The sequence below is a fragment of the Achromobacter sp. RW408 genome (assembly GCF_003184165.1).
Classification (GTDB): domain Bacteria; phylum Pseudomonadota; class Gammaproteobacteria; order Burkholderiales; family Burkholderiaceae_B; genus Achromobacter; species Achromobacter xylosoxidans.
Genome location: NZ_QHHO01000040.1, coordinates 43487 through 69656, shown reverse-complemented (window position 1 = coordinate 69656; position 26170 = coordinate 43487). Strand labels below are relative to the sequence as shown.

Below are 26170 nucleotides of genomic sequence, written 5' to 3'. Positions count from 1 at the left end.
GCAGGCCCTTTTTCATTGGAGCGAGCCATGCCCGACCGCCGCCGATTCCTGCAAGCCGCCGCCTGCGCTTCCCTGCTGGCCCAGCCGTGGGCGGCACGGGCGCTGACCACGCGACAGCCGATGCTGGCCCGCCCCATCTGGTCGACCGGCGAGATGCTGCCTGTGGTCGGACTCGGCACGGCCGACACCTTCAACGTATCGCCGTCGGATGCGGCCGCGATGGCGCCGCTGGCCCAGGTGGTGGACGCGCTGCTGGACGGGCGCGGTTCGCTGATCGACACCGCCCCCAGCTATGGCCTGGCAGAGACCGTCACCGGCGCGCTGCTGGCGCGCGAGCCGGACCGGCGTCCGCAGGTATTCCTGGCCACCAAGATCAGCGTCCAGGGACACGATGCGGCCAGGCGCCAGATCGAACAGTCGCGGCGCGCGCTGCGCACCGACAAGCTCGACCTGATCCAGGTGCACAACCTCATCGACACCCGCAACCAACTGGCGTTGTTGCGCGACCTGAAGCGGCAAGGCCTGACGCGCTACATCGGCATCACCCACTACACCGACCACGCCCACGACGAACTCACCGAACTGGTCGAACGCGAGAAGCCCGACTTCCTGCAGATCAACCTGTCGGTCGGCGCCCGCAACGCCGAAAAGCGCCTGCTGCCGGCCTGCCAGGCCAATGGCGTCGCGGTGCTCATCAACCGGCCCTTCCAGGACGGCGCGCTGTTCCGCCAGGTCAAGGGCCGGCCGCTGCCAGAGCTGGCCGCCGAAATCGGCTGCACCTCGTGGGCCCAGTTGTTCCTGAAGTTCATCATCGGCCACCCGGCCGTCACCGCAGTCATCCCCGCCACCTCCAAGCCGGCCAACATGGCGGACAACGCGCGGGCCGGTTTCGGGCCGCAACCGGACGCGGCGCTGCGCGAACGCATCGCCGCCCTGCTGGGCTGAAGCCATGCGCGCCGCCGGATCCTGGCGCCAGCGGGCGGCGCAAGCGCTGGGGATTCAACCCGACGAACTGCCTGCGGGCGCCTGCGGCTTTGCGTTTTTCTTTTGCCTGTTCTGCGGCTATTTCATGCTGCGGCCCATCCGCGAGACGCTGGGCATCCAGGCCGGCGTCGACCAGTTGCAGTGGCTCTTCACCGCCACCTTCCTTGCCATGCTGGCGGTGGTGCCGTTGTTCGGCTGGCTCTCGGCCCGGGTGGCGCGCGCCACGCTGGTGACGTGGGCCTACGCCGCCTTCGCCGTCACCATGGCCGGCTACGCTGCACTGTTCCACTGGCGGCCGGACAGCGTCTGGGCCGCGCGCAGCTTCTACGTCTGGCTGTCGGTCTTCAACCTGTTCGTGGTCTCGCTTGGCTGGAGCCTGATGGCCGACGTGTTCCGCATGGACTCGGCCAAGCGCCTGTTCGCCTTCATCGCCGCCGGCGCCAGCGCCGGCGGGCTGTGCGGCCCCTTGCTCGGCGGCCTGTTGGCCGGCGCGCTGGGTCCGGCGGGCCTGTTGCTGCTGTCGGCCCTGCTGCTGACGGCCACGCTGCCGCTCAAGCGTTGGCTGCTGCGCTGGCGCGCCGCCGTTCGCCCCGAGGCCGACACCGCCGAACTGGCGACGCCGATTGCGGGCGCGACGCTGGCCGGCCTGGCTCGGGTGTTCCAATCGCCCTTCCTGCTGGGCGTCGCCGTGCTGGTGCTGCTGCTGGCCACCCTCAACACCTTTCTCTACATGGAACAGGCGCGGCTGGTGGCCGGCGCCTTCACCGACACGGCGCAGCGCATCCGGGTCTTCGCCGCGCTGGACTTCACGGTCCAGGCGCTGTCGCTGTTGTCGCAACTGTTCCTCACCAGCCGCCTCGCCGCCCGGCTAGGGGTGCGCTTCCTGATGGCGGCGGTGCCGCTGGCCATGGCGCTGGCCTTCCTGGTACTGGCGATCCATCCGGTGTTCGCCGTGCTGGCGGGCGCGATGATCCTGCGTCGCGTGGGGGAATACGCCCTGGTCAAGCCGGGGCGCGAGATGCTGTTCACCGCGGTGCCGCCCGAAGACAAGTACAAGACCAAGAACGTCATTGACACCGTCGTCTACCGCGCCGGCGACGCGGCCAGCGGCTGGGTCAAGGCCGGCATCGACGCGCTCGGCCATGGCGTGGCGCTGATTGCCTTGCTGGGTGCGCTGTGCGCGCTGGCGGCCGCGGCGCTCGGCTATGGATTGGGCCGCCAGGCGGACCGGCGGGCGCCAGATAGCCATTAGATTTCTCCAAACATCCATCTGAGCAAGGCGAACGGATTTCCCTCGCGGCCGCCGCACAATAGCGCAGCCCATCCACGTTACGGGAATCGCCATGACACGCATTGCCAGCCTTGCCGCCCTGTTGCTCAGCCTGACCGCCGCGCCCGCGCTGGCCGATTACCCCGAACGTCCGATCACCTTGATCGTGCCCGCCGCCGCCGGCGGCAATGCCGACATCACCGCGCGCCTCATCGGCCAGGAGATGGCGCGCGTGCTGGGCCAGGCCGTGGTGGTGGAAAACCGCGTCGGCGCCGGGGGCCGCATCGGCACGCAGGCGCTGGTGCGCGCCCCGGCCGATGGATACACCATCGGCTACGCCCACGTCGGCACGCTGGTGCTGCATCGCTACCTCTTCAAGCAACAGCTGTACGACCTGGACCGCGATATCGCGCCGGTCGGATTGGTGGCAGAAACCCCCAACGTCATCGTCGTCAACGCAGCCTCGCCGTACCGCGATCTCAAGAGCTTCATCGACGCCAGCCGCGCCCAGCCCGACCGGCTGACCATGACCTCGGCCGACCCCGGCACCACCAGCGAGGTCGGCGTCAAGCTGTTCATCGCGCAGACGGGCGCCGCCGTGCGCCAGATTCCGTACAAGGCCACCGCCGCCCAGTTGGCCGACCTGCTGGGCGGCCACGTGGACTCGATGATGGAGAACCTGCCCCCCCTCATCGGCAACCTGAAGGATGGCCGCCTGCGCGCCCTGGCCGTAACCACCAAGCGCCGCGCCGCCTCCAATCCGGACGTGCCGACCGTGGCCGAGCAGGGCTACCCGGACTACGAGCAATCGGCCTGGAGCGCGCTGGTGGCGCCGGCCGGCACCCCGCCCGCCGTCATCGCGCGGTTGAACGCCGCCATGAACACGGCGCTGCATTCGGAAGCCGTCGCCCGCGAACTGCGCAGCCGCTCGCAGGAACCGCTGGGCGGCACACCCGCCGACGTCAAGACCCAGATTCAAAAGGAACTGCCCAAATGGGAAAACATCATCAAGGCAGCCGGCACCACGCTGGACTGATGACGGCCCGCCCCCACGCCGGAGACGCGCCATGGCCAAGGTAAGCCGAGAGGATTTCACCTGCGCCGCGGCCACCAATGCCTCGGCCTACCGGCGCATCACGGTGCCGGTGCTGAAGATCGAGGCCGGGCCCGGCCCCGCCGTGGCGCTGATGGCCGGTGTGCATGGCGACGAATGGGAAGGCCAGGCAGCCATCCTGCAGCTGTGGCAACTGCTGCCCGGCGTCCTGCAACGCGGCACGGTCTATCTGCTGCCCGCCGCCAACGCCGAGGCGTCGCTGGCCGGCACCCGCCTGTCGCCGTCGGATGACGGCAACCTCAATCGCGCCTTCCTGGGCGCCCCGGCGCGCGGCTATACCGAAAGCGTGGCGGCCGCGCTGGAAGCACGGCTGCTGCCGCGCATCCAGGCGCTGGTGGACGTGCACAGCGGCGGCGCCTCGCTGCGTTACCTGCCGTCGTCGGTGATCACCCGCTACGGCGACGATGCGCTCGATGAGCGCGTGCCTGCGCTGGCACGCGCCTTCGGCCTGCCGCATTGCGTGTTCTTTCGCGGCACCGAGAGCGGCTCTCTGCCGGCCGCCGCCAGTCGCCTGGGCGTGCTGCGGCTGAGCGCGGAGATCGGCGGCGGCCGCGAAACCACCCGCGCACTGGTCGAACGCTGCCGCGACGGCCTGCTCGGCTGCCTGGCCGAACTCGGCCTGCTGGCCGGCGCTTCCTCGCGCCAGGCCAGTCCCACACTGCACAACCTGGAACCCCCCGCCGCCACCCTGCGTGCGCGCGAGAGCGGCGTCTTCATCCCCGCGGTCGACCTGGGCCAGACCGTGACGGCGGGCCAGACCATCGGCCAGTTGATCGAACCGGCGCGGCCCGACCTGCCCGCGCGCAACCTGGCCAGCCCCCAGGCCGGCACCGTCGTCTGCCTGCGCGCCATCGCCCGCAGCGACGACGGCGACTGCCTGCTGCAGGTGGCCCCCGCCCTTTCCCTGGACTCCCTAGCCTCGTTGTACTGACCCATGCAGATGAATCCCCGCTTGTCCGGACTGCGCTGCCTGCGCTGCGAAGCCCTGCTGCCTCCCGCCGACTATCCCGAAGGCTGCCCCCACTGCCTTGAAGCCGGCCATCCCGCGTCGCTGGAATGCCGCTACGATGCGGCGCCCGGCGATGCCATGGACCTGCCGGTCTGGTCTCCGGCCACCCTTGGCGAGGGCGCCACGCCCTGCCTGGAGGCCGGGCCCCTGGCGCAGGCCGAAGGCGTCGGGCGGTTGTGGCTCAAGTGCGAAAGCGCCAATCCTACCGGCAGCCACAAGGACCGCATGGCGGCCCAGCTGGTGTCGCGCGCGCGCCTGGCCGGCGCCACACGCGTGGCGGCGGCCTCCAGCGGCAATGCCGGCGTGTCGCTGGCGGCCTACTGTGCCGCAGCCGGGCTGCAGGCCGACATTGCCATCACCCGCAATTGCCCGCCCCTGCAACGGGAGGCCATGCAGCGCTTCGGCGCCCGCCTCACGGCCTTCGACGACAGCCTGGCGCGCTGGCCGCACGTGGCGGACCTGTGCCGCAACCAAGGCGCCTTCGCCGGCACCAATTACCTGAATCCGCCGGTGGGCACGCATCCGTACGGGGTCGAGGGCTACAAACCCATTGCCCAGGAAATCCTCGATGCCTGCGGCCTGCCCACCGATATCGTGGTGCCGACCGCGCGCGGCGACCTGCTGTGGGGCATCCTGCTGGGTTGGCAGCACCTGCTGCACGCCGGCCGCATCCCGCGGCTGCCGCGGCTGCACGCGGTCGAGCCCTATGCCCGCCTGTCGCGGGCGCGCAGCACCGGCGACGCGCGCGGCCTGTGGGAAGGCGCGACCGACCAGTACTCGATCGCCGGCGGCACCGTCACGCTGCAATCGCTGGAAGCGCTGAAGCGCTCGGGCGGCTCGCCGGTCGAAGTCTCCGACGCCGCCGCCGCCCAGGCGCAGCAGCGGTTGGAACGCATGGGGGTGGCCACCGAACTGTCGTCGGCGGCGGCGCTGGCGGCGGTCACGCGCTTGCGGCGCGCCGGCCAACTGGACGCCGAATCGTCGGTGGTGCTGATCCTGACGTCCGACGGCCGCCGCGGCTGACCGCCAAGGCCGGCGCGAGGACCCGTCGCGCCGGATCGGCCGCCTCCCGGGCCTACGATCGACCTTCGGCCTCAGCCGCGCTTGAGGCCGTAGCGTTCCACCAAAGGCGCCAGGGCCGCGCGCAGGCAGGTCGCCCAGAACTTGCCGGCTTCCGACAATGGCCGGCTGCCATGCACGATCATGTGGCATTCGAAATGCACCGGCGCCGCCAGCGGCCGGTGGCACAGCCCCGCGGCCTCCAGGCCCACGGCCGTGGCGGGGTTGGCGATGCCGACGCCGTGTCCCGCCAGCGCCAGGTGGCACACGGTGCTCGAATACGGCGTCTCGATCGCGATCTTCAGCCCCAGGCCGGCCTGCAGCAACAGCGCGTCCAGGCGCTGGCGCGAGGCGTCCTCCGCATTGAGCGCAATCACATCGGCTTCGGCCAGTTGGGCCAGGCCGACCTGCTGCAGACGCGCCAGGGGATGCCCATCGGGAAATACCGCCACCGCCCGCAGGCTTGCCAGGCGATGGCCGCGCAGGCCTTCGAGTTCGGACTCATCGGCGACCGCGGCCAGGTCCAGCTCGCCCGAAACCACCATGTCGCGCAAGGTATTCGAATCGCGGATCTGCAGGTACAGCGGCGTATCGGGATAGCGCTGGCGAAAACGCGTGATCGCGTCGCTGACGATCGCGCCGCTGTAGGCATGGATACAGCCGATGCGCAGGCGCGGCTGGGCCGCGCCGCGGATGGCGCGGATCTTGCGGCCCAGGGTTTCCAGGCCCACGTTCAGGCGGCGGATTTCCTCGTACAGCAGCGTGGCCTCGGGGGTGCGCTGCATGCGCTGGCGCACGCGTTCGAACAGGCGCAGTTCAATCGCGGCTTCGAGCGCGGCCAGGGTGGCGCTGACGGTGGCCGGCGACACATCCAGGCGCCGGGCCGCGGCGGTGACGCTCTCCGTTTCGTAGACGGTGCGGAAAGTCTCGACCTGTTTGAGCGTGAAGGTCATGGCCGGGCGCGCCGCGGGTTCAGATGCGTTGCAGATCCATCAGCACCCGGCGCGTGGCCAGGGGCCGGCCCGCCAGGTTCTCGGCCAGCCGCTCGCGCAGATCGCGGCGCAGCGCCGGCTCGATGACGGGGTCGTCGAAGTCGGGCTCGGCCTCGTCCACGCCATAGCCGGTTTCGCGCAGCAGCGTCCATTCGAAGCGGCGCAAGGCGCCGGCCGCGCGCGTGCCGCCCGACAACTGCTGCAAGGCCATGTCGTAGGCGTCGAACAGCAGGGGATGGGCGTCTTCGCGCGGCAACAGCCGCAGCAACAGTTCATTCATGTACCAAGCCGACATCAGGGCGGTGCCGTTCAGGGCGCGCACGCCCATGATCTCGGCGCGGGTCAGGGTCTTGACCTCGCCGTTGCCGGTCCAGGACAGCAGCAGCGGTTGGAACGCCGACAACACCGGGCGCAGCACGGAATACGGGCGCTTGGCGCCCTTGGCGACCATGGCCACACAGCCGTGGTCGCGCGAGAAAGTCTGAACGATGAGGGACGTCTCGCGCCACGCCGTGGCGTGGAGCATGTATCCCGGGCGGTCCTGGACGCGAGGCGCCCGTCTACTCATAGCCAAGGTCGCGCAGCGCACTCTCGCGGTCGGACCAGCCCTTGCGCACCTTGATGTAGATCTCCAGGTGCACCGGCTTGTCCAGCAGCTTGGCGATGTCCTGCCGCGCCTCGGAGGCGATGCGTTTCATGTGCATGCCGCCGGTGCCCAGCAGGATGGGCTTGTGGCTGTCGCGCTCCACCACGACGCAGGCGGCGATGCGCGCGCCCTTGTCGGTCTCTTCCCATTGCTCGATCACGACCGTACAGCCGTAGGGCAGTTCGTCGCCCACCAGGCGGAAGATCTTCTCGCGCACCAGTTCGGCCGCGATGAAGCGCATCGGCCGGTCGGTCAGGGTGTCTTCCTCGAACATCGGCTCGCCTTCCGGCAGGCGCGCGGCGATTTCCTGCAGCAGCTGGTCGAGCTGCTGGTTCTTGGTGGCGCTGACCGGCACCACGGCGCCGAACGGATGCAGCGCCATGATCTTCGAGACGAAGGCGAACAATTCATCGCGGTTCTTGAGCGCGTCGATCTTGCTGACGGCCAGGATGGTGCGCTCCGGCGCCGGCAGCAACGGCAGCAGCTTGGCGTCGCCCTCCGACCACTTGCCAGCCTCGACCACGTGCACCACCACGTCGACGTCGGCCAGCGCCTGCGTCACCACGCGGTTCATCATGCGGTTCATGGCGCCGCCATGACGCGTCTGGAAGCCCGGCGTATCGACGAACACGAACTGCTCGTGGTCGCGCGTCAGCACCCCGTGGATGCGGTGGCGCGTGGTCTGCGCCTTGCGCGACACGATGGAAATCTTGGAACCGATCAACGCGTTCGTCAGCGTGGACTTGCCCACGTTGGGGCGGCCCACGATGGCCACGAAACCGGTACGGAAAGGGGTATCGCTCATTTAGTCTCTTGGGACACTGCCACGGGCAGCGACAACTGCGCGGTCTTGCGCGCCTTGCCCGACTTGCGGGCGGCCTTGGACGCCGGGCTGATGGCCTGCGCCGCCTCCAGCGCCAGCTTGGCGGCCGACTGCTCGGCCGCGCGGCGGCTGGCGCCGGGCGCGTTCACCTTGATCTCGAGCGCCGGAATGGCGCATTCGACCTCGAACTGCTGGCTGTGGGCCGCGCCATGCGTGGCCACCACGGTGTACACGGGCAAGGCCAGCTTGCGGCCTTGCAGGAATTCCTGCAGCAAGGTCTTGGCGTCCTTGCCCAGGGTCTTGGGATCGACCGAGGCCAGCACCGGCTGGTACTGGCGCACGATCACGCGGCGGGCGGCATCGAAACCGGCGTCCAGGAACACGGCGCCGAACAGGGCCTCGACCGTGTCGGCCAGGATCGACGGACGACGGAAACCGCCGCTCTTCAATTCACCCTCGCCCAGGCGCAGGTATTGGGACAGTTCCAGGCGCTGGGCGATATCCGCCAACGAGGCCTGCTTGACCAGATTGGCGCGCAGGCGCGACAGGTCTCCCTCGTCGATTTTCGAATAACGCTCGAACAGCATCGCCGCGACGACGAAGTTGAGCACGGAATCCCCGAGGAACTCCAGGCGCTCGTTGTGGCGCGCACCGTGGCTGCGGTGGGTCAGCGCCTGTTCAAGCAGTGCTGGGTCACCGAAGTGGTGATCCAGCCGGTTTTCTAGCGTGGCTAGCGACATAATCAGTTGAACCGGCCGATGCGGCTGAGATCGCTGAAATTCATCCAGATGAAGAACGCCTTTCCGACGATATTGGATTCCGGCACGAAACCCCAGTATCGGCTGTCGGCGCTGTTGTCCCGATTATCGCCCATGGCGAAGTATTGCCCCTCCGGTACTTTGCAGCGTACCCCATCGCGGGAATATTGGCAGTTCCCGAGGTTGGGAAATTGGTATTGCGGGCGATATTCCTGCGGCCTGCCTTCATCAAGCAGGATATTGTGGCTAACTTCGCCTAATTTTTCTTTATATTGTGCGATATAAGAGACACGGTCGGGTTCGAAATAATCGCCATCCCGCACATGCGTCACCAATTGGCCGTTCACGTACAGCTTTTTGTCGATGTACGCCACTTCGTCGCCCGGCAGGCCCACCACGCGCTTGATGTAGTCGACGTCCGGGTCCACCGGGTAGCGGAACACGAACACGTCGCCGCGCTGCGGCTTGCCGATATCGACCACCTTCTTGTCGATGACCGGAAGGCGCAGGCCGTAGCTGAACTTGTTCACCAGGATCAGATCGCCGGATTGCAGCGTCGGCAGCATCGAACCCGACGGAATGCGGAACGGTTCCACCACGAACGATCGCAGCACGAACACGAACAGGATCACGGGGAAGAAGCTGACCGCGTATTCGATCCACCACGGCACGCGACGGGCCTTGTCGCCGGCCTCGCGCCGCAGGCGCTCGGCTTCTTGCGAATCGCCGATCAGCGCCGCGTCGTACTGCGCCATCGCCTCTTGCGCCCGGCGCTCGCGGCCGCGCCGCAATACGGCCAGATCGAGCGCCCAGATAATGCCGGTCAGCACCAGCAGAACAAACAGGATCAGGGCAAAGTTCCAACTCATCAGCTAACCGCCTTCTCGGGTTCTATTTGTCTTCCACCTGCAGGATGGCCAGGAAGGCCTCTTGCGGAATTTCCACGGTACCGACCTGCTTCATGCGCTTCTTGCCCGCCTTCTGCTTTTCCAGCAGCTTCTTCTTGCGCGAGATGTCGCCGCCATAGCACTTGGCCAGCACGTTCTTGCGCAGCGCCTTGACGTTCTCGCGGGCGATGATTTCGGCGCCGATGGCGGCCTGGATCACCACGTCGAACATCTGCCGCGGAATCAGGCCGCGCATGCGCGTCACCACGTCGCGCGCGCGGTGGCGGGCGTTGCTGCGGTGGACGATCACGGCCAGCGCGTCGACGCGGTCGTTGTTGATCAGCAGGTCCACCCGCACCACGTCGGCCGAGCGGTATTCGAGGAACTCATAGTCCATCGAGGCATAGCCGCGCGACACCGACTTGAGCTTGTCGAAGAAGTCCAGCACGATCTCGGCCAGCGGGATCTCGTACACCAGGTGCACCTGGCGGCCGTGATAGCTCATGTTGATCTGCACGCCGCGCTTGTTGTTGCACAGCGTCATCACGGGACCGACGTAGTCCTGCGGCATGAACAGCGTGACCTTCACGATCGGCTCGCGGATGTCGGCGATCTTGCCGATCTCCGGCATGCGCGACGGGCTTTCGACGGTGATCACCGAACCATCGCGCTGCTCGACCTCGTACACCACCGACGGCGCGGTGGTGATGATGTCCATGTCGAACTCGCGCTCCAGGCGCTCCTGCACGATCTCCATGTGCAGCAGGCCGAGGAAGCCGCAGCGAAAGCCAAAGCCCAACGCCTGCGACACTTCGGGCTCGAACATCAGCGCGGCGTCGTTCAGCTTGAGCTTCTCGAGCGAATCGCGCAGTTGGTCGTATTCGGAGCTTTCGACCGGGTAGAGGCCGGCGAACACCTGCGGCTTGACTTCCTTGAAGCCGGGCAGCGGCGCGGCCGCAGGCTTGCTCGCGAGCGTCACGGTGTCGCCCACCTTGGCGTCCTCGAGTTGCTTGATGCCGGCGATGATGAAGCCCACCTCGCCCGCCGACAGGTGCGGACGCTGCTGCGACTTGGGCGTGAACACCCCGGTCTGCTCGCACAGGTGGGTGGCGCCGGAAGCCATCAGCAGGATCTTGTCCTTGGGCTTGAGCATGCCGTTGACGATGCGCACCAGCATCACCACGCCCACGTAGTTGTCGAACCACGAATCGATGATCAGCGCCTGCAGCGGCGCCTCGGGATCGCCCTGGGGAGCCGGCACGCGCGCCACGATGGCCTCGAGGATCTCGTCGATGCCCATGCCGGTCTTGGCGCTGGCCAGCACCGCCTGCGAGGCGTCAATGCCGATGACGTCCTCGACCTCCTGGCGCGCGCCGTCCGGATCGGCCTGCGGCAGGTCCATCTTGTTCAGCACCGGCAGCACTTCCACGCCCAGCTCGATGGCGGTGTAGCAGTTGGCCACGGTCTGCGCTTCGACGCCCTGCGAGGCGTCAACCACCAGCAGCGCGCCCTCGCAGGCAGAGAGCGAGCGGCTGACTTCGTACGAGAAGTCGACGTGCCCCGGGGTGTCGATCAGGTTCAGGTTGTAGATCTTGCCGTCCTGCGCCTTGTAGTGCAGGGCGGCCGTCTGGGCCTTGATGGTAATGCCGCGCTCACGCTCGATCTCCATGGAGTCGAGCACCTGGGCCGACATTTCGCGATCCGCCAATCCGCCGCAGCGCTGGATCAGGCGATCGGCCAGGGTCGATTTGCCGTGATCGATGTGGGCAATGATGGAGAAGTTGCGAATATGCTGCATGCTTGAGTTTAAAAGGGACGGAACATTCGGCAAACTGCCGGAAGACGCCGCCACCAGGGTAGGCACGGCTGACAGGGTTGCGGCTGGCGCGTCAAGGGCGGATGCCCGCGGTCGCGCCGCCCGGCCGCCCTGCCCGCCCGCGATCGACGGCGGCACGGGCAAAAACGAGGGGGCGCCAGGCGCCCCCTCTTGCGGCAACCAGCCATTTTAGCCGGTCTTGGGCCTTATTTGCTTGCGGGCACCGCCACCCACTGGGTCTGCTCGCCGCGGCGTACCAGCAGACCGACCGCGCGGCCCTTGTCCAGCTTGCCGACCAGCTCCGCGAACTGTTTGGCGCCGGTGACGTCGGTGTCGTTCAGAGCCAACACAATATCGCCTTCCTGCAGCCCGGCCTTGGCGGCCGCGCCTTCGGCGACCTTGACCTGCACGCCGCCCTTGATACGCAGCTTCTTCTGCACGTCGGCGGGCACGTCCACCACGCCAAGACCCAGCGCATTGGTGACTTCCGGCGCGGGCGTCGCGCCCTTCTTGCCCGGCACCGCCTTGTCCACGGGAATCTCGCCCACCTTGACCGACAGGGTCATCTTCTTGCCCTTGCGCCACACTTCCATGTCGGCGCGCGTGCCCGGCTTGGTTTCACCGACGATGCGGGGCAGATCGGTCCAGCGCTTGATCGGTTCCTTGTTGAAGGTCAGGATCACGTCGCCCGGCTGCACGCCGGCCTGTTCGGCCGGACCATCGACCTCGACACTGCTCACCAGGGCGCCTTCGGCCTTGGGCAGCCCGATGGCCTCGGCCACGTCCTTGCCCACTTCGCCGATCTGGACGCCCACGCGGCCGCGCGTGACCTTGCCAGTGGCGCGCAGCTGGTCCACCACCCGCATCGCCTCGTCGATCGGGATGGCCAGCGAAATACCCATGAAGCCGCCGCTGCGCGAGATGATCTGGGAGTTGATGCCCACCACCTCGCCCGCCAGGTTGATCAGCGGACCGCCCGAATTGCCCGGGTTGACCGCCACGTCCGTCTGGATGAACGGCAGGTATTCGCCCGTATCGCGGCCGATGGCGCTGACGATACCCGACGTGACGGTGGAATCCAGGCCGAACGGCGAGCCGATCGCCAGCACCCACTGGCCCTTCTTGAGCTTCTTGGGATCGCCGATCACCAGCGGCGTCATGTCCTTGGCTTCGATCTTGATCAGCGCCACGTCGGTGCGCTCGTCGGTGCCGATGACCTTGGCCTTGAACTCGCGGCCGTCGGTGAGGGTGACGTAGATGTCGGTTGCGTCGCTGACCACGTGGTTGTTGGTCATGATGTAGCCGTCATCCGAGATGAAGAAACCCGAGCCCACGCCACGCGGCACGGTACGCTCCTCGGGTTGCTGCGGCTGCGGGCGCTGGCGCGGACCGGGCGCCTGGCCCGGCGGCTGGAAATCGGGGCCGAAGAACCAGCGGAACAGCTCGGCGGGATCGTTGCCGCCCGGGCCCACTCCGCGGATCGGCACCGTCGCCGTGGTGCGGATGTTCACGACCGCCGGATCGGCCTTCTCGATGATGCTGGTGAAGTCAGGCAGCGCCACCGTCGGAGTCGGCGTGTCGGCCGCCGGGGCCTGCGCCAGGGAGACGGGCGCGAACGCGGCCGACATCAGGAGCCCCGCCGTCGCGGCCGCCAGGAAGCGGCGCAGACCGGGGTTCGACACCATCAATGCTTTCATATGTTGCTCCGAAATCACTTCTTGCCGCGGCGGCCGCGCTTCACTTGGAATCGGCCGCCGGAGCGTTCGTCACGGGTACGTATTCGGTCGCTTCCGCCAATTGTTCCAGCGTCGCCACGGGCACTTCGCCCACGGCCGTCAGCCAGTAGTCGGCGATGCGCGTGCCATACACGGTAATGGAACCGCGCTGCGCCGCGCCAGGCGGAGGATGATGGCCGCGCTGGCTGTCGTAAGGCTCGATGAACACCGAAATGGCCGCCAGTCCATCCGACAGCACCATCTGGTTGACCGTCGCGCCGCGCCCCATCGAGCGCGCCACCTGCATGACCACCACAAAGCCCTTGGGCGCCGGGATGCGCCAACCCTGGGCGCTCAGGTCCACGGACTTCATCGAAGGCTCGAGCACGCGCCAGTCGCGCGTGTTCCAGCGCGACGACAGCGATTGCGGGTCGACGTCGGCTCCCAGGCGCAGGGACGTGAACGACACCTGCTCGACCACGCCGCGGGCGGCATTGAGGGTCTGGGCCTTCAGCAGCAGATTGGTTTCGACATCGGCACAGAGGCGATAGCCATAGCGCAACTTGTCCAGCGGTTCGATAGTGATCAACCGGCATTCGCGCCCGGCGACGCGGTGCAGCGCCGACTCGGTGCGGATCTTGTAGTGTTCGGTCAGGTTGGCGGGATCGCCCAGCAGCAGCCCAGGGAAGCGATCGCCGCGGCGGCGTTCGAGCAACACCGTTTTGCGCTCGGGAATCAGGCACTGCACGTCTTCGTTGTGGCGCAGGTATTCGCGCGGCTGGCCATCGAGGATCTCGAGGCGCTCGCGCTCGCCGGTGCCGTCGACGACGTGCACCAGGCGCGACGACTGGATCGTCTCGCCCTGCTGATACATGAATACGCCGGCGTAGTCCTGCTTGCGCGCAGCCTGCTGGATGCGCGAGAGCAATTGGACCACGTCATCGCCCTGCTGGGCGGGAGCGGCGTCGGCGGCGCGCGCGGGGTCATGCGCGGCCAGAAAAGCGGTCAGAAGCGTAGCGGCGAACCAGCCGGCGCGGTGGGCCTGCCACGAGGCAGCCCTTCCCAGCACCGGCCAACGGGTCGGAAGCACAAGGGCCATCAGCGCCCCGCTCCGACATCGAACGACACCTGGCGCACCGCGCTGGGGCCGGCCATCTGGCGATGGGCCTCCAGGTAGTCGCTCAGGCCCGAAGTGTCGGTGGAGCTGCCCAGGCTGGCGTCGGCCAGCACGCGGGTTTCAGCGCCCGGATTGCCGCCCGCCAGGTAGGGCTGGGCCACCCAGGCCACCGTGGCGACCGCGGCCGCCACCGCCAGGCCGGACAGGCCCAGGCGCAGCGGCGAGCGGCGCCGCGGCGCGGCCACGATCGGCAGCTCGGCATCCAGCGCGCGCGACAGGCGGGCATGGAAACTGGCGCTGGGCGTCAGCGCCAGATCACTGTTGCGCAGGGCATCACCAATGAGGTGATAGGTATCCCAGGTCTGCCGCCCCTCGCGGGTCAACAGGCCGGGAAGAATATCGTCGGTTTCTTCTCCGTCCATCCAGGCGGAAACGGATTCCTCCCAGGAGGACTCCGAGGAAACGACGGACTTGGCTGCTGTAGTCTGCATGACTGCCACTCCTTACCAGCGACGCTCGGCATCGGTGCCTAGCAATGGGCGCAACTTGGTCGCGATGGCCTCTCGCGCACGGAAAATGCGGGAGCGCACCGTACCAATGGGGCAGTCCATGCTCTGGGCGATGTCTTCGTAACTCATACCTTCGATTTCACGCAGGACGATTGCGGTGCGCAGTTCCTCGGGCAATTCCTCGATGGCCGCGTTCACCGTCTCGGCGATCTCGCGGCTGGCAACCATCGACTCCGGCGTGCTTATATCGGTTAGGTTGTCGGTTTCGTTAAAAGTTTCACCGTCTTCCGTTTCTATCGCGTTGGGCGCGCTCGGCCGCCGCCCCTGCGAGGCGAGCCAATTTCGGGCCGTATTGATGGCGATACGATACAACCAGGTATAGAACGCGCTCTCGCCCCGGAACTGGGGCAGGGCCCGATAGGCCTTGATGAACGCTTCCTGGGCCACGTCCTCGATCTCGGCCGGATCGCGGATCATGCGAGCCAGCAGGCGCAGGATCTTGCGCTGGTATTTGAGCACCAGCAGATCGAACGCTTTCTTGTCGCCGCGCTGGACACGGGCGACAAGCTCGGCGTCGACTTCGCGCTCGCTCATGGAGCCTCCCGCAAGCGCACCGCCGCAGGCTCGCGCCGCGCCGCGCCAGCCAATAGGCACAGGCGCCGCCAGCCGTCGGCCGGCAAGGCCGTCTGCCAGACGGTAAAAGTTACTTGTTGGTCGTTAAAGGCCATACTCCCGGAGGGCAAGGGCTGCAGGGTGAGAGTGAGCCATGCCGGTCCGCGTCGCTGATCCACCAGCGACGCTTCCCGCCAGCCGCCCGGCAGGCGTACCTGCCAGCGGCCAGCCCCGGCTGCCGTGCGCAAAGCCGATACCGGGGACGGGCTGAAACGGATCGAGTGTAACAGCCCCGCCGCCAACAGCAATGCGGCCAGTGCGGCGCCGGCCAGCCAGGCCGTGCCGTGCCAGAAAGCCGCGGTCACGATGCTGGCCACCGCGGCGGCCAGCCCCAGGACTGGCAACGCCGCGACGCCGCGCGGCCGCAGGACAGGCACGCCAAACGTCCAGCGCCCCTTGCCTGGGCCTTCCAAATCAGATCCGGCGAACGGCCATGGAGCCGTTGGTGCCGCCGAAGCCGAAGGAGTTGGACAGGCCGACATCGATCTTCATCTGCCGCGCCTCGTTGGCGCAGTAGTCCAGGTCGCATTCCGGATCCTGGTTGAAGATGTTGATGGTCGGAGGCGAGACCTGGTTGTAGACGGCCAGCGTCGTGAACACGGCCTCGATGCCGCCGGCGGCGCCGAGCAGGTGGCCGGTCATGGACTTGGTCGAGTTCACCACCAGCTTCTTGGCGTGGTCGCCGAAAGCCAGCTTCAGCGCATCGGTTTCGTTCTTGTCGCCCAGGGGCGTCGAGGTGCCGTGCGCGTTGACGTACTGGACGTCTTCCAGGTTCAGGCCGCCGTTGCGCAGCGCGTTGAGCACGCCGCGGCGCGGGCCGTCCTTGTCGGGAGCCGTGATGTGATGCGCATCGGAGCTCATGCCGTAGCCCGCGAACTCGCCATAGATGCGCGCGCCGCGCTTCTTGGCGTGTTCGTATTCTTCCAGCACCAGCACGCCCGCGCCCTCGCCCAGCACGAAGCCGTCGCGGTCGCGGTCCCAGGGACGCGAGGCCGTCTGAGGATCATCGTTGCGCGTCGACAGCGCGCGCATCGCGGCGAAACCGCCGATGCCCAGCGGCGACACGGTCGATTCGGCGCCACCAGCCACCATGACGTCGGCATCGCCGTACTCGATCAGGCGGGCCGCGTCGCCGATGCAGTGCAGGCCCGTGGTGCAGGCCGATACGACGGCGTAGCTGGGGCCCTTCATGCCGTAGGCGATGGACAGATGGCCGGAGATCAGGTTGATCAGCGAACCCGGCACGAAGAACGGCGAGATGCGGCGCGGACCCTTGGCCATGTATTCGACCTGGGTTTCCTCGATGCGCGGCAGGCCGCCGATGCCCGAGCCGACGATCACGCCGATGCGTTCGGCGTTGGCTTCGGTGACTTCCAGGCCGCTGTCGCGCCAGGCCTGCATCCCGGCAGCCAGGCCGTAATGGATGAAGGTATCCATCTGGCGGGCTTCCTTGGCCGAGATATAGGCGCTGATGTCGAAGTCCTTGACTTCGCCGGCGATGTGGGTGGTGATGGCCGAGGGATCGAAACGGGTGATGCGGCTGATGCCAGAACGTCCGTTGACGATATTGTCCCAAGCGGTGGTCAGGTCGTTGCCGACAGGCGACACGATACCAAGGCCAGTGATGACGACTCGTCGCTTCACGGATGACTCCTCAAACAGACAAAAGAAAGGCGGTTTTCGGGATGCACTGCGCGTGCGGCACACGCAACAGCGGGTCGGGCGTCAATGCCCTTCCCGCGCGTGGACCACACGGCAAATTCCTGAAACCGCCCCGGTTCCCGGTTGGCGCCGAAATCGAATTCGGGGCAACCGGAAGGATATAGGCTGAGCTTACTGCTTACCGTTCGAATTGATGTAATCAATCGCTTGTTGCACGGTCGTGATCTTTTCGGCCTCTTCGTCGGGGATCTCGGTCTCGAATTCGTCTTCGAGCGCCATGACCAGTTCGACCATGTCGAGCGAATCGGCACCGAGGTCGTCAAGGAAGGAGGATTCGTTCTTGATCTCGGCTTCGTTCACGCCAAGTTGTTCAGCGACGATCTTCTTGACGCGCTGTTCGATGCTTTCCATGCAGATCTCCAAATGGGAAAAATCCCGCGAATTATAGCCAAGCGCAGAGTACTGCAAACGCCAGGCCGTGACAAAAATAACACCGCACACTTTGATCTGTCGCCTACGGGGCGCAGGAGTGCCGATATGCGGCGTTTCCGGATGAAGCGCGCGTTGCCCCGCGCCGGAAAGCCCGGCTGCGGCGCGGCGGCCTGGGCCGCCCACGCGCTTCGTGACTTATTGCATGTACATCCCGCCGTTGACGTGCAGGGTGGTGCCGGTAATGTAACCCGCCTGCGGCCCGGACAAAAAGGCCACCGCATGGGCGATATCCGTCGGCGAACCCAGGCGGCCCAGCGGAATCTGCTGCAGTAGCGCCGCCGTCTGGCTCTCGCCCAGGGCGCGCGTCATGTCGGTATCGATGAAGCCGGGCGCCACGCAATTGACGGTGATGTTGCGGCTGCCCAGCTCACGCGCCAGCGCGCGCGACATGCCCGCCACGCCGGCCTTGGCCGCGGCGTAGTTGGCCTGGCCGGGATTGCCGCTCGAGCCTACCACGGAGGTGACGTTGATGATGCGTCCCCAGCGGGCCTTCATCATGTTGCGCAGCACCGCGCGCGAGAGGCGGAAAACCGACGCCAGGTTGGTGTCGATGACGGCGGACCAATCGTCGTCTTTCATGCGCATTGCCAGCGTATCGCGGGTGATGCCTGCATTATTGACGAGGATATGGGGGCCACCGCCTTCTTTGCCGAGCGCGTCGATCAAGGCGTCGCAGGCTTCGGCATTGGTCACGTCCAGCACCACGCCACGGCCGCCGAACGGGGCCAGCGCCTCGGTGATGGCGGCAGCGCCGGATTCCGACGTGGCGGTGCCGACGACAACCGCGCCGCGCGCGGCCAGTTCCTGCGCAATGGCGCGGCCAATGCCGCGCGTGGCGCCCGTGACCAGGGCGATCTTGCCCTGCAGTTCGATCGAGGTGTTTTCCATGGTCTTAGTTTCCGTTGACCGCGGCCAGCGCGGCTTCGAGCGAGGCCGGATCCGTGATGGCCAGGCCGGTGAGCTCGGGGTCGATACGCTTGGTCAGGCCGGTCAGGACCTTGCCCGGACCGCACTCGATGACGTGGGTCACTCCCTGGGCCTTCATGGCGCGCAGCGTTTCGACCCAACGCACAGGATGCCACGCCTGGCGCACCAGCGCATCCCGGATTGCCCCGGGTTCGGTCGGGGCGGCGACATCGACGTTGTTGATGACGGGCATCTGCGGCGCCGCCACCGTCACCGCGGCCAGCGCGCCGGCCAGCACGTCGGCGGCGGGCTTGAGCAGGCTGGAGTGGAACGGCGCCGACACCGGCAGCAGCAGCGCGCGCTTGGCGCCGGCGGCCTTGGCCAACTCGCAGGCGCGCTCGACGGCGGCCTTGTGGCCAGCGATCACGACTTGCGCCGGCGCATTGAAGTTGACCGCTTCGACCACTTCACCCTGGGCCGCCGAGGCGCAGGCAGCGCGCACGGCGTCATCGTCCAGGCCGAGGATGGCGGCCATGGCGCCAGTGCCGACCGGCACGGCGGCCTGCATGGCGTCGGCGCGCACGCGCACCAGGCGCACGGCATCTTCGAGCGCCAGCGAGCCGGCGGCCGTCAGCGCGGCGTATTCGCCCAGACTGTGGCCGGCGACGACATCGGGGTTACGGCCGCCCGCCGCGCGCCAGGCCGCGAAGAACGCGGCGCCGGCCGCCAGCATGGCGGGCTGGGTGTTGGTGGTCAGGTTGAGCTGTTCGGTGGGGCCCTGCGCGATCAGCGCGCCCAGGTCCTGGCCCAGCGCCTGCGAGGCGCGCGCCACGGTGTCGGTCACGGCAGCGACGTCGGCCCAGGCATCGAGCATGCCGACTGCTTGCGAACCCTGGCCGGGGAAGACAAAAGCGATTTTCATGATTGACCGTGTGGATTGATTCTGAGTCTGTGGAATGTCGAGCGTGCCATCCGGCAGGCGCGGCACTCCGCGCCATGCCGGACTCGCCCTTACATGCGGGCCAGTACCGAACCCCAGGTGAATCCGCCGCCCACGCCCTGCATCAGGACCAATTGGCCGGCCTTGACGCGGCCATCACGGCGCGCGGCGTCCAGCGCCAGCGGCACGCTGGCCGCGGAGGTGTTGGCGTGGCTGTCGACGGTGATGACAACCTTCTCGACCGGCACGGCAAGCTTGCGCGCCAGGAAATTCAGGATGCGGACGTTGGCCTGGTGCGGGATCAACCAATCGACATCGGCGATCTCGATCCCGGCTTCCGCGCAAGTATCACGGGCCGAGCGGTCCAGCACCGTGACGGCCTGCTTGAACACCGCCTGGCCGTCCATGCGCAGGAACGGATCGCCGGTGACGTCACCATAGGCCACGTTGCCCGCGGCGCTGAGGATCTTCATCTGGCTGCCATCGGCATGCAGCTGCGCGGCCATGATGCCGGGCTTGTCGGAAGCCTTGAGCACCACCGCGCCGGCGCCGTCGCCGAACAGCACGCAGGTGCTGCGGTCGTTCCAGTCGAGGATGCGCGAAAACACTTCGGCGCCGATCACCAGCGCGCAACGCGCGCGGCCGGCGCGGATGAAGCTGTCGGCGGTGGTCAGGGCGTAGACGAAACCGCTGCACACGGCCTGCACGTCGAAGGCCGCGGAGCCCTTGGCGCCCAGGTTGGCCTGCACCAGGCAGGCGGTGCTGGGGAACACGAAATCGGGCGTGGAGGTGGCCAGCACGATCAGATCGACCTCGGACGCGTCGACACCGGCATCGGCCAACGCGCGGCGCGCGGCCTCGGTGGCCAACTGGCTGGTGGTCACGCCGCGCTCGGCCAGGTGGCGCTGCCGGATGCCGGTGCGTTCGACGATCCACTCGTCGGACGTGGCGATATCGCGCGTCGCCAGTTCGGCCGCCAGGGCGTCATTCGAAACCACGCGTTCCGGCAGGAAGCTGCCGGTGCCCGCGATCGCGGAATATTTCATTGCGGTATCCATCAAGCGGTGTCCCCAGCCGCGCCCGGTTCGAGCGCCGAAACCCCCGAAGCCGACTGGACGCGCTGGTTGATCTGCGCCACCGTCTGAGCGGTGCGCTCCAGCAGTTTACTCACCACGGCCTCGCGGGCCCGTTGCAAGGCGAAGCCGAAAGCGTAGGCATCGGCCGAACCGTGGCTCTTGATGACCACGCCACGCAAGCCCAGCAGCGCCGCGCCGTTGTAGCGGCGGTTATCGACGCGATTGCGCAGGCGGTTGAGTACCGGCTTGGCCAGGGCGCCGACCAGCAGCGTGATCAGGTTGCGTTTGAACTCTTCGCGGATGACGCTGGACAACATCTTGGCCAGCCCTTCCACGGACTTGAGCACGACGTTGCCGACGAAACCGTCGCAGACGACGACATCGACCGTGCCCTTGAAAATGTCATTGCCTTCCACGTTGCCGTAGAAGTTCAGCGGGCTGGCGCGCAGGAGCTCGGCGGCTTCCTTGACGACCTCGTTGCCCTTGATGACTTCTTCGCCGATGTTGAGCAGCCCCACCGTGGGGCTGTCGCGATGGTCCACCGCCTGCGACAGCGCGGCGCCCATGATGGCGAATTGCAGCAGGTGCTCGGCCGTGCAGTCCACGTTCGCGCCCAGGTCCAGCACCGTGGTGGCGCGGCCCGTCTGGTTCGGAATGGACGTGGCGATCGCGGGGCGGTCTATGCCGTCCAGCGTCTTGAGCACATAGCGGGAAATGGCCATCCATGCGCCGGTGTTGCCGGCGGAAACGCAGGCGTCGGCGCGCCCGTCCTTGACGGACTGGGCGGCCAGGCGCATGGAGGAGTCTTTTTTGCGGCGCAGGGCGACCTCGACCGGGTCGTCCATGGTGACGACTTCGGAAGCCGCCACGATCTCGAAGCGATCACGCTCGACGCCGCGATGCTCGGAGAGCGCCGCTTCGATAGCGTCCGGAAGCCCGACCAGCAACAGCCGGGTGTCCGGAAATTGCCGGGCGAACTCGATCGCAGCCGGAATCGTGACGGGCAGACCGAAGTCTCCGCCCATACAGTCTATGGCGATGCGTATCACGGGTGCCAGGTATCAGCGCTCAGCCGAAATGGTCCGAGTACGAGTTCGGCCCGGGGGCCTTATTCGTCGGCCTTGGTCTTCAGGACCTTGCGGCCACGGTAGAAGCCGTTGGGGCTGATGTGGTGACGCAGGTGCGTTTCGCCCGTGGTGGGTTCGATCGCGGTCGACGGATTCACCAGAAAATCGTGCGAGCGGTGCATACCGCGCTTGGACGGGGACTTCTTGTTTTGTTGAACGGCCATGATGACTCCTAGAAACGGGGCGCATTGTACGCGATGCGGCCCGATGTTGATCTCAATCTTTGTGCTTCAGTTGTTCCAGCACCGCAAACGGCGACGGACGCTTGACAACGGGCTCTTGGGAAGCCTCGCCGTCCTTGGCCTGCGCGCCCGGGCATACATCATGCTTGGGCACATACGGAACGCTCAGAATGAGCTCATCCTCGATCTGGGCCAACAGATCGAAGTGATGCGAACCCACCACCTTTTCAGGCTGGTTGGACACAAAACCATTTCCTGCGTTTCCTGCCTCGCCGTCCTCGTCCTCGTCGTCGAAACCCGCGGCGTGATCGCCGGAGGCAAAGCCGTCGTCGAGGTCGGCTTCGGACTTGACCAGTTGCAGCAGGACCTCGCTGTCCACCGGATAGGCGAACGGCTCATTGCACCGCTGACACACCACGACCGGATTCGCCCGCACATGTATGCGCAGGAGCGGCTGACCTTGCAGCAGCCCGGCCTTGCCCATCTCGCCGCGCACGGACCACGTCACAAGGCCGGCCTCACCCGCCGGTTGCTCGGGAAGTCCGTCAACCGCGCGCGTCAACCGCACAAGAGGTATGGTGCCTTGCGCTTCCTTGCCCGAATGGGCGAATGCGAATGCGTCGATGGGCTTGATGTTCTGTCCTTTCGCACGAGGCCGCCGGAAATGCGCATTCGCGCACAACCCGCACATCCCGTGCATTCGCGGCCATCCCAGGGCGCCAAACCGATGACTGACGCGGGGTGCGCCCCGCCCAAAGGTCATGCTGCCCTGCAAAAATGCCGCAAAACGTTAGATAATACTGTGACTTACGTCCCAGCGTCAAATATCGAATGCCCTCACAACCCAGCCTGATCCTCGCCTCCAGCTCGCGCTACCGCAAAGAACTGCTCACCCGCCTGCGCCTGCCCTTCACCGCCATTTCGCCCGATGTGGACGAAACGCCACAGCAAGGCGAATCACCCGAAGCGCTGGCGCTGCGCCTGTCGGTGGCCAAGGCCATGGCGGTGGCCGGCGGGCACCCCGGCAGCGTCGTCATCGGGTCGGATCAGGTTGCCACGGTGGACGGCCAACCCATTGGCAAGCCTGGCGATTTTACGCGCGCCCAGGCGCAATTGCGCGCACTTTCCGGGCAGATCGTGGAATTTCACAGCGCGTTGGCGGTGACTGACGGCCATCGCGTGGAAAAAGCCGATATCGTGACGCGGTGCAGATTCCGGCGCCTGAGCGACCAGGCCATCGACGCTTACCTACGCGCCGAGGAACCCTACGATACCGCAGGCAGCGCCAAGGCGGAAAGCCTGGGCATCGCCCTGATGGAGAGCATCCAGAGCGATGACCCCACCGCCATCATCGGCCTGCCGCTGATCGCCCTGACCCGGATGCTGGCCGGCTTCGGCCTGGACCCCCTGACGGCGCCCGGAGCGGCCGCATGAGTGGCTCGCTGCACCTGATCCCCGTGGGGCTGGGCGACGCCGCCCCCGAAAGCTGGCTGCCCGCCGACGCGCGCGAGCGGGCCGGCAGCCTGGACACCTACATCGCCGAAAACGCCAAGACGGCGCGGGCCTTCCTCAAGCAGGTCGGCACCACCCGGCCGCTGCAGGAAATCACCATCCATACCCTGAGCGACAAGACCGACGCCGCCCAGATCGGCGCCTGGCTCGAGCCGGTGCGCCGCGGCGCCGACATCGGCCTGGTATCCGAGGCCGGCTGCCCGGCGGTCGCCGACCCTGGCGCCAAGGTGGTGGACGCCGCCCACCGGCTCGGCATCACCGTCAAGCCCTGGGTCGGCCCCTCCTCCATCCTGCTGGGCCTGATGGCCAGCGGGCTGGACGGCCAGCGCTTCGCCTTCCACGGCTACGCGCCGGTGGACGCCGGCGAGCGCGCCAGGCAGCTCAAGGCGTGGGAACAGCACTCCGCGCGGCACAACCAGACGCAACTGCTGATCGAGACCCCCTACCGCAACGCCGCCATGTTCGCCACATTGCTGGCCAGCCTGAAGGGCGACACCAAGCTGTGCGTGGCGCGCGCGCTGACCACCGCCGACGAATGGATCGTCACCCGCACCATCGCCGACTGGAAGAAGCAGCCCGCCCCGCAGCTGGACAAGATGCCCACCCTGTTCCTGTACCTGGCGCGCTGACGATGATCCGATCTGCAGCGGTATTGCTGGCCCTGGCGGCCCTGGCCGGTTGCGCCCAGCGCGGCCCCGCGGGCCTGGACCTGGACACCTCCATCACCGCGGCCAGCCAGAGCAGCCGGGTGCGCTTCGTGGTCCTGCACTACACCTCGACCGACGACGCGCTGTCGATGAAGCTGCTGTCGCAGGGCAAGGTCAGCGCCCATTACCTGATCGATACGCCCGGCCGCGCCTACCGGCTGGTCGATGAGTCCCGCGCCGCCTGGCACGCCGGCGAAAGCGCCTGGTACGGCCTGAACGCCATGAACAGCACGTCGGTCGGCATCGAGATCGTCAACCCCGGCTGGACCGACGGCGATGACGGCAAACCGCAATGGCATGCCTACGGCGACCGCCAGATCCGGGCGCTGACCATCCTGCTGCGCGACATCATCCAGCGCCACGGCATCGCGCCCCGGAACGTGGTCGGCCACAGCGATATCGCGCCCCAGCGCAAGGTCGATCCCGGCCCGCTGTTCCCCTGGAAGCAACTGGCCGCGGCGGGCATCGGCCGCTGGTACGACGAAGCCGGCGCCGCCGCGCACCTGGCACGGCTGCAGGCCCAGGGCACGCCCGACGTGGCCTGGTTCCAGCAGCAACTGCAACGCCTGGGCTACACCAGCCCGCAAACCGGCACCCTGGACCGCGCCACCATCAATGTGCTGGCGGCCTTCCAGATGCACTATCGGCCCGCCCTGCACGACGGCCAGCCCGACGCGGAGACCGCGGCGATCATGCTTGCCATGCTGTAGCCCGACGCCCCGGGCGGTGACCGCGAAAGACACGACACGCCCGACGAGATGGGTTCACCCCGGGCGGCGGCGCCACCAGGCGACCAGCCGCCACCCCAGCAGCAGCGCCAGCACCGAGGCATAGAGGATCGGCTGCGACAGGTCGTTCTTGCCGGCCTTGTGCCACCAGTAATGCAACACCGCCAGCAGGCCGATGAGATAGATGGCGCGATGCAATTGCTGCCAGCGCCTGCCCAGCTTGCGCATGGCCCACTGGGTGGAGGTGGCCGCCAGCGCCGCCATCAGCACGAAAGCGGCGAAGCCCACCGTGATGAAGGGCCGCTCGCCAATATCCTGCAGCATGGCGACGGGATCGAGACCACGGTCCCACCAGACCCAGGCCATGAAGTGCATGGCGCCATAGAAGAAGGCGAACAGGCCGCACATGCGGCGCACGCGCACCAGCGCCGGCTGCCCGGTCAAGCGCCGCAAGGGCGTGATCGCCAGCGTCACGAGCAGGCACACCAGCGTCCAGGTGCCCGACGAACGGGTCAGGAATTCAACCGGGTTGGCGGTCAGGCCGTTGGAAAAACCCAGCCAGATCCAGCGCGCGAACGGCGCCAGGCCCAACAGGAACAGCCAGGGCTTGGCGCGCCCCACGGCCCGCGCCGACCATTGCGGCTTGCACGCCGCGGCCGCGGCCGCGCCATCGGCCACCGGCGGCTTCAATAGTTGGCCTTCAGGTCCATGCCCTGGTAGAGCGACGCGACCTGCTCGGCATAACCGTTGAACATCAAGGTCTTGCGCTTGGGCGAGAACAGGCCGTCCTCGCCGATGCGGCGCTCGGTGGCCTGGCTCCAGCGCGGATGCGGCACGGTCGGGTTGACGTTGGCATAGAAGCCGTATTCCTGCGGCGCGGCCTTGATCCACGACGATACCGGCTGCTTTTCCACCAAACGGATCTTGACCAGCGACTTGCCCGACTTGAAGCCGTATTTCCAGGGCACGGCCAGCCGCAGCGGCGCGCCGTTCTGGTTGGGCAGCATCTTGCCGTAGACGCCGAACACCAGCATGGCCAGCGGATGCATGGCCTCGTCGATGCGCAGCCCTTCGACGTAGGGCCAGTCGAGGATGGCGGCGCGCACGCCCGGCATGTTCTCGCGCTGCACGGCGGTCACGAATTCCACGTACTTGGCATTGCCGGTGGGCTCGACCTGCTTGAGCAGCGCCGACAGCGAATAGCCGACCCAGGGAATCACCATGGACCACCCCTCGACGCAGCGCAGCCGGTAGACGCGTTCTTCCATCGGCGCGAGCTTGAGCAGTTCGTCGATATCGAAGGTGCGCGGCTTGCCGACCTCGCCCTCGACGCTGACCGTCCAGGGCCGGGTCTGCAGCTTGCCGGCGTTGGCCGCGGGCTCGCCCTTGTCGACCCCGAATTCATAGTAGTTGTTGTATGACGTGATATCAGCGAAGGACGTCTGTTTGTCCATGACGCTGAACGCC

General features: G+C 67.3%; 29 protein-coding genes. 8 read left to right on the top strand and 21 right to left on the bottom strand.

The window, feature by feature from the left end; translation table 11 throughout:
• Nucleotides 1–27 precede the first annotated feature (27 nt).
• The 5 genes from DK459_RS07920 (at nucleotide 28) to DK459_RS07900 (ending at nucleotide 5400) form a co-directional block, all read left to right on the top strand.
• Nucleotides 28–945, top strand: coding sequence for an aldo/keto reductase (locus DK459_RS07920; protein WP_024068112.1), 918 nt, complete (start codon nucleotides 28–30; stop codon nucleotides 943–945).
• 4 nt (nucleotides 946–949) lie between these two features.
• Nucleotides 950–2236: an NTP/NDP exchange transporter gene (locus DK459_RS07915; RefSeq protein ID WP_006389305.1), complete on the top strand. Its 1287-nt coding sequence runs from the start codon at nucleotides 950–952 to the stop codon at nucleotides 2234–2236.
• Between the two features lie 91 nt (nucleotides 2237–2327).
• On the top strand, nucleotides 2328–3290 hold the full coding sequence (locus DK459_RS07910) for a tripartite tricarboxylate transporter substrate binding protein (RefSeq protein ID WP_006389304.1): 963 nt from the start codon (nucleotides 2328–2330) through the stop codon (nucleotides 3288–3290).
• A 31-nt stretch (nucleotides 3291–3321) separates the two neighbouring features.
• Complete coding sequence (locus tag DK459_RS07905) at nucleotides 3322–4299, top strand: succinylglutamate desuccinylase/aspartoacylase family protein (RefSeq protein WP_024068109.1); 978 nt, start codon at nucleotides 3322–3324, stop codon at nucleotides 4297–4299.
• A 3-nt stretch (nucleotides 4300–4302) separates the two neighbouring features.
• Nucleotides 4303–5400 carry a pyridoxal-phosphate dependent enzyme gene (locus DK459_RS07900; protein ID WP_110134627.1) on the top strand — a complete coding sequence of 366 codons (1098 nt, stop codon included), beginning with the start codon at nucleotides 4303–4305 and terminating at the stop codon, nucleotides 5398–5400.
• Nucleotides 5401–5471: 71 nt separating this feature from the next.
• Here the strand turns inward: DK459_RS07900 and DK459_RS07895 are convergent, their stop codons facing one another.
• The 19 genes from DK459_RS07895 to DK459_RS07805 form a co-directional block, all read right to left on the bottom strand.
• Complete coding sequence (locus DK459_RS07895) at nucleotides 5472–6389, bottom strand: LysR substrate-binding domain-containing protein (RefSeq protein WP_020924688.1); 918 nt, start codon at nucleotides 6387–6389, stop codon at nucleotides 5472–5474.
• Nucleotides 6390–6408: 19 nt separating this feature from the next.
• Nucleotides 6409–6996 carry a DNA repair protein RecO gene (gene recO / locus DK459_RS07890; protein ID WP_026382568.1) on the bottom strand — a complete coding sequence of 196 codons (588 nt, stop codon included), beginning with the start codon at nucleotides 6994–6996 and terminating at the stop codon, nucleotides 6409–6411.
• Nucleotides 6989–7879: a GTPase Era gene (gene era, locus DK459_RS07885; RefSeq protein ID WP_006389299.1), complete on the bottom strand. Its 891-nt coding sequence runs from the start codon at nucleotides 7877–7879 to the stop codon at nucleotides 6989–6991. Before era ends, recO begins: the two co-directional genes overlap by 8 nt.
• A complete protein-coding gene (rnc, locus tag DK459_RS07880) occupies nucleotides 7876–8637 on the bottom strand; it encodes a ribonuclease III (RefSeq protein ID WP_006389298.1) in 762 nt (253 codons plus the stop codon). The genes era and rnc overlap by 4 nt, the downstream gene beginning before the upstream one ends.
• Before the next feature lie 2 nt (nucleotides 8638–8639).
• Nucleotides 8640–9524, bottom strand: coding sequence for a signal peptidase I (gene lepB / locus DK459_RS07875; RefSeq protein WP_006389297.1), 885 nt, complete (start codon nucleotides 9522–9524; stop codon nucleotides 8640–8642).
• A gap of 22 nt (nucleotides 9525–9546) precedes the next feature.
• A complete protein-coding gene (lepA, locus tag DK459_RS07870; protein ID WP_006389296.1) occupies nucleotides 9547–11340 on the bottom strand; it encodes a translation elongation factor 4 in 1794 nt (597 codons plus the stop codon).
• 224 nt (nucleotides 11341–11564) lie between these two features.
• Nucleotides 11565–12986 (bottom strand): DegQ family serine endoprotease, encoded by a 1422-nt coding sequence (locus DK459_RS07865; protein ID WP_370445592.1) that lies wholly within the window; start codon nucleotides 12984–12986, stop codon nucleotides 11565–11567.
• 109 nt (nucleotides 12987–13095) lie between these two features.
• Nucleotides 13096–14172 carry a MucB/RseB C-terminal domain-containing protein gene (locus DK459_RS07860; RefSeq protein WP_006389294.1) on the bottom strand — a complete coding sequence of 359 codons (1077 nt, stop codon included), beginning with the start codon at nucleotides 14170–14172 and terminating at the stop codon, nucleotides 13096–13098.
• Entirely contained in the window at nucleotides 14172–14681 is a 510-nt protein-coding gene (locus DK459_RS07855; RefSeq protein ID WP_006389293.1) for a sigma-E factor negative regulatory protein, read from the bottom strand. Before DK459_RS07855 ends, DK459_RS07860 begins: the two co-directional genes overlap by 1 nt.
• A 12-nt stretch (nucleotides 14682–14693) precedes the next feature.
• The gene (gene rpoE, locus DK459_RS07850) at nucleotides 14694–15293 is read right to left on the bottom strand and encodes an RNA polymerase sigma factor RpoE (protein WP_006389292.1); all 600 of its coding nucleotides are present in this window, start codon (nucleotides 15291–15293) and stop codon (nucleotides 14694–14696) included.
• Entirely contained in the window at nucleotides 15290–15784 is a 495-nt protein-coding gene (locus tag DK459_RS07845) for a hypothetical protein (RefSeq protein ID WP_006389291.1), read from the bottom strand. The genes rpoE and DK459_RS07845 overlap by 4 nt, the downstream gene beginning before the upstream one ends.
• Before the next feature lies 1 nt (nucleotide 15785).
• Nucleotides 15786–17015 carry a beta-ketoacyl-ACP synthase II gene (gene fabF, locus DK459_RS07840; protein ID WP_020924694.1) on the bottom strand — a complete coding sequence of 410 codons (1230 nt, stop codon included), beginning with the start codon at nucleotides 17013–17015 and terminating at the stop codon, nucleotides 15786–15788.
• A 189-nt stretch (nucleotides 17016–17204) separates the two neighbouring features.
• A complete protein-coding gene (gene acpP, locus DK459_RS07835) occupies nucleotides 17205–17444 on the bottom strand; it encodes an acyl carrier protein (RefSeq protein ID WP_005012191.1) in 240 nt (79 codons plus the stop codon).
• 216 nt (nucleotides 17445–17660) lie between these two features.
• Entirely contained in the window at nucleotides 17661–18413 is a 753-nt protein-coding gene (gene fabG, locus DK459_RS07830) for a 3-oxoacyl-ACP reductase FabG (protein ID WP_006389289.1), read from the bottom strand.
• 4 nt (nucleotides 18414–18417) lie between these two features.
• Nucleotides 18418–19353, bottom strand: a complete 936-nt coding sequence (fabD, locus tag DK459_RS07825) for an ACP S-malonyltransferase (RefSeq protein WP_054499409.1) — start codon at nucleotides 19351–19353, stop codon at nucleotides 18418–18420.
• Between the two features lie 89 nt (nucleotides 19354–19442).
• Nucleotides 19443–20429, bottom strand: coding sequence for a beta-ketoacyl-ACP synthase III (locus DK459_RS07820; protein WP_020924696.1), 987 nt, complete (start codon nucleotides 20427–20429; stop codon nucleotides 19443–19445).
• A complete protein-coding gene (gene plsX, locus DK459_RS07815; RefSeq protein ID WP_026382573.1) occupies nucleotides 20429–21496 on the bottom strand; it encodes a phosphate acyltransferase PlsX in 1068 nt (355 codons plus the stop codon). Before plsX ends, DK459_RS07820 begins: the two co-directional genes overlap by 1 nt.
• A 59-nt stretch (nucleotides 21497–21555) precedes the next feature.
• Nucleotides 21556–21738, bottom strand: coding sequence for a 50S ribosomal protein L32 (rpmF, locus tag DK459_RS07810; RefSeq protein WP_006389284.1), 183 nt, complete (start codon nucleotides 21736–21738; stop codon nucleotides 21556–21558).
• Nucleotides 21739–21790: 52 nt separating this feature from the next.
• Nucleotides 21791–22447 (bottom strand): DUF177 domain-containing protein, encoded by a 657-nt coding sequence (locus DK459_RS07805; RefSeq protein WP_049055362.1) that lies wholly within the window; start codon nucleotides 22445–22447, stop codon nucleotides 21791–21793.
• Nucleotides 22448–22587: 140 nt separating this feature from the next.
• Between DK459_RS07805 and DK459_RS07800 the strand changes: the two genes are divergently transcribed.
• Genes DK459_RS07800 through DK459_RS07790 form a run of 3 tightly spaced genes read left to right on the top strand, consistent with a single transcriptional unit; the run spans nucleotide 22588 to nucleotide 24685 of the window.
• Nucleotides 22588–23190 carry a Maf-like protein gene (locus DK459_RS07800; protein WP_006389282.1) on the top strand — a complete coding sequence of 201 codons (603 nt, stop codon included), beginning with the start codon at nucleotides 22588–22590 and terminating at the stop codon, nucleotides 23188–23190.
• On the top strand, nucleotides 23187–23897 hold the full coding sequence (locus DK459_RS07795) for an SAM-dependent methyltransferase (protein ID WP_020924700.1): 711 nt from the start codon (nucleotides 23187–23189) through the stop codon (nucleotides 23895–23897). Before DK459_RS07800 ends, DK459_RS07795 begins: the two co-directional genes overlap by 4 nt.
• Nucleotides 23894–24685: an N-acetylmuramoyl-L-alanine amidase gene (locus DK459_RS07790; RefSeq protein WP_370445591.1), complete on the top strand. Its 792-nt coding sequence runs from the start codon at nucleotides 23894–23896 to the stop codon at nucleotides 24683–24685. Before DK459_RS07795 ends, DK459_RS07790 begins: the two co-directional genes overlap by 4 nt.
• Before the next feature lie 54 nt (nucleotides 24686–24739).
• Here the strand turns inward: DK459_RS07790 and msrQ are convergent, their stop codons facing one another.
• Both msrQ and msrP read right to left on the bottom strand, forming a co-directional pair.
• Entirely contained in the window at nucleotides 24740–25393 is a 654-nt protein-coding gene (msrQ, locus tag DK459_RS07785; protein WP_058207261.1) for a protein-methionine-sulfoxide reductase heme-binding subunit MsrQ, read from the bottom strand.
• On the bottom strand, nucleotides 25390–26170 hold a 781-nt coding region (gene msrP / locus DK459_RS07780; protein WP_233256780.1), incomplete at its 5' end, for a protein-methionine-sulfoxide reductase catalytic subunit MsrP. The genes msrP and msrQ, both read right to left, overlap by 4 nt.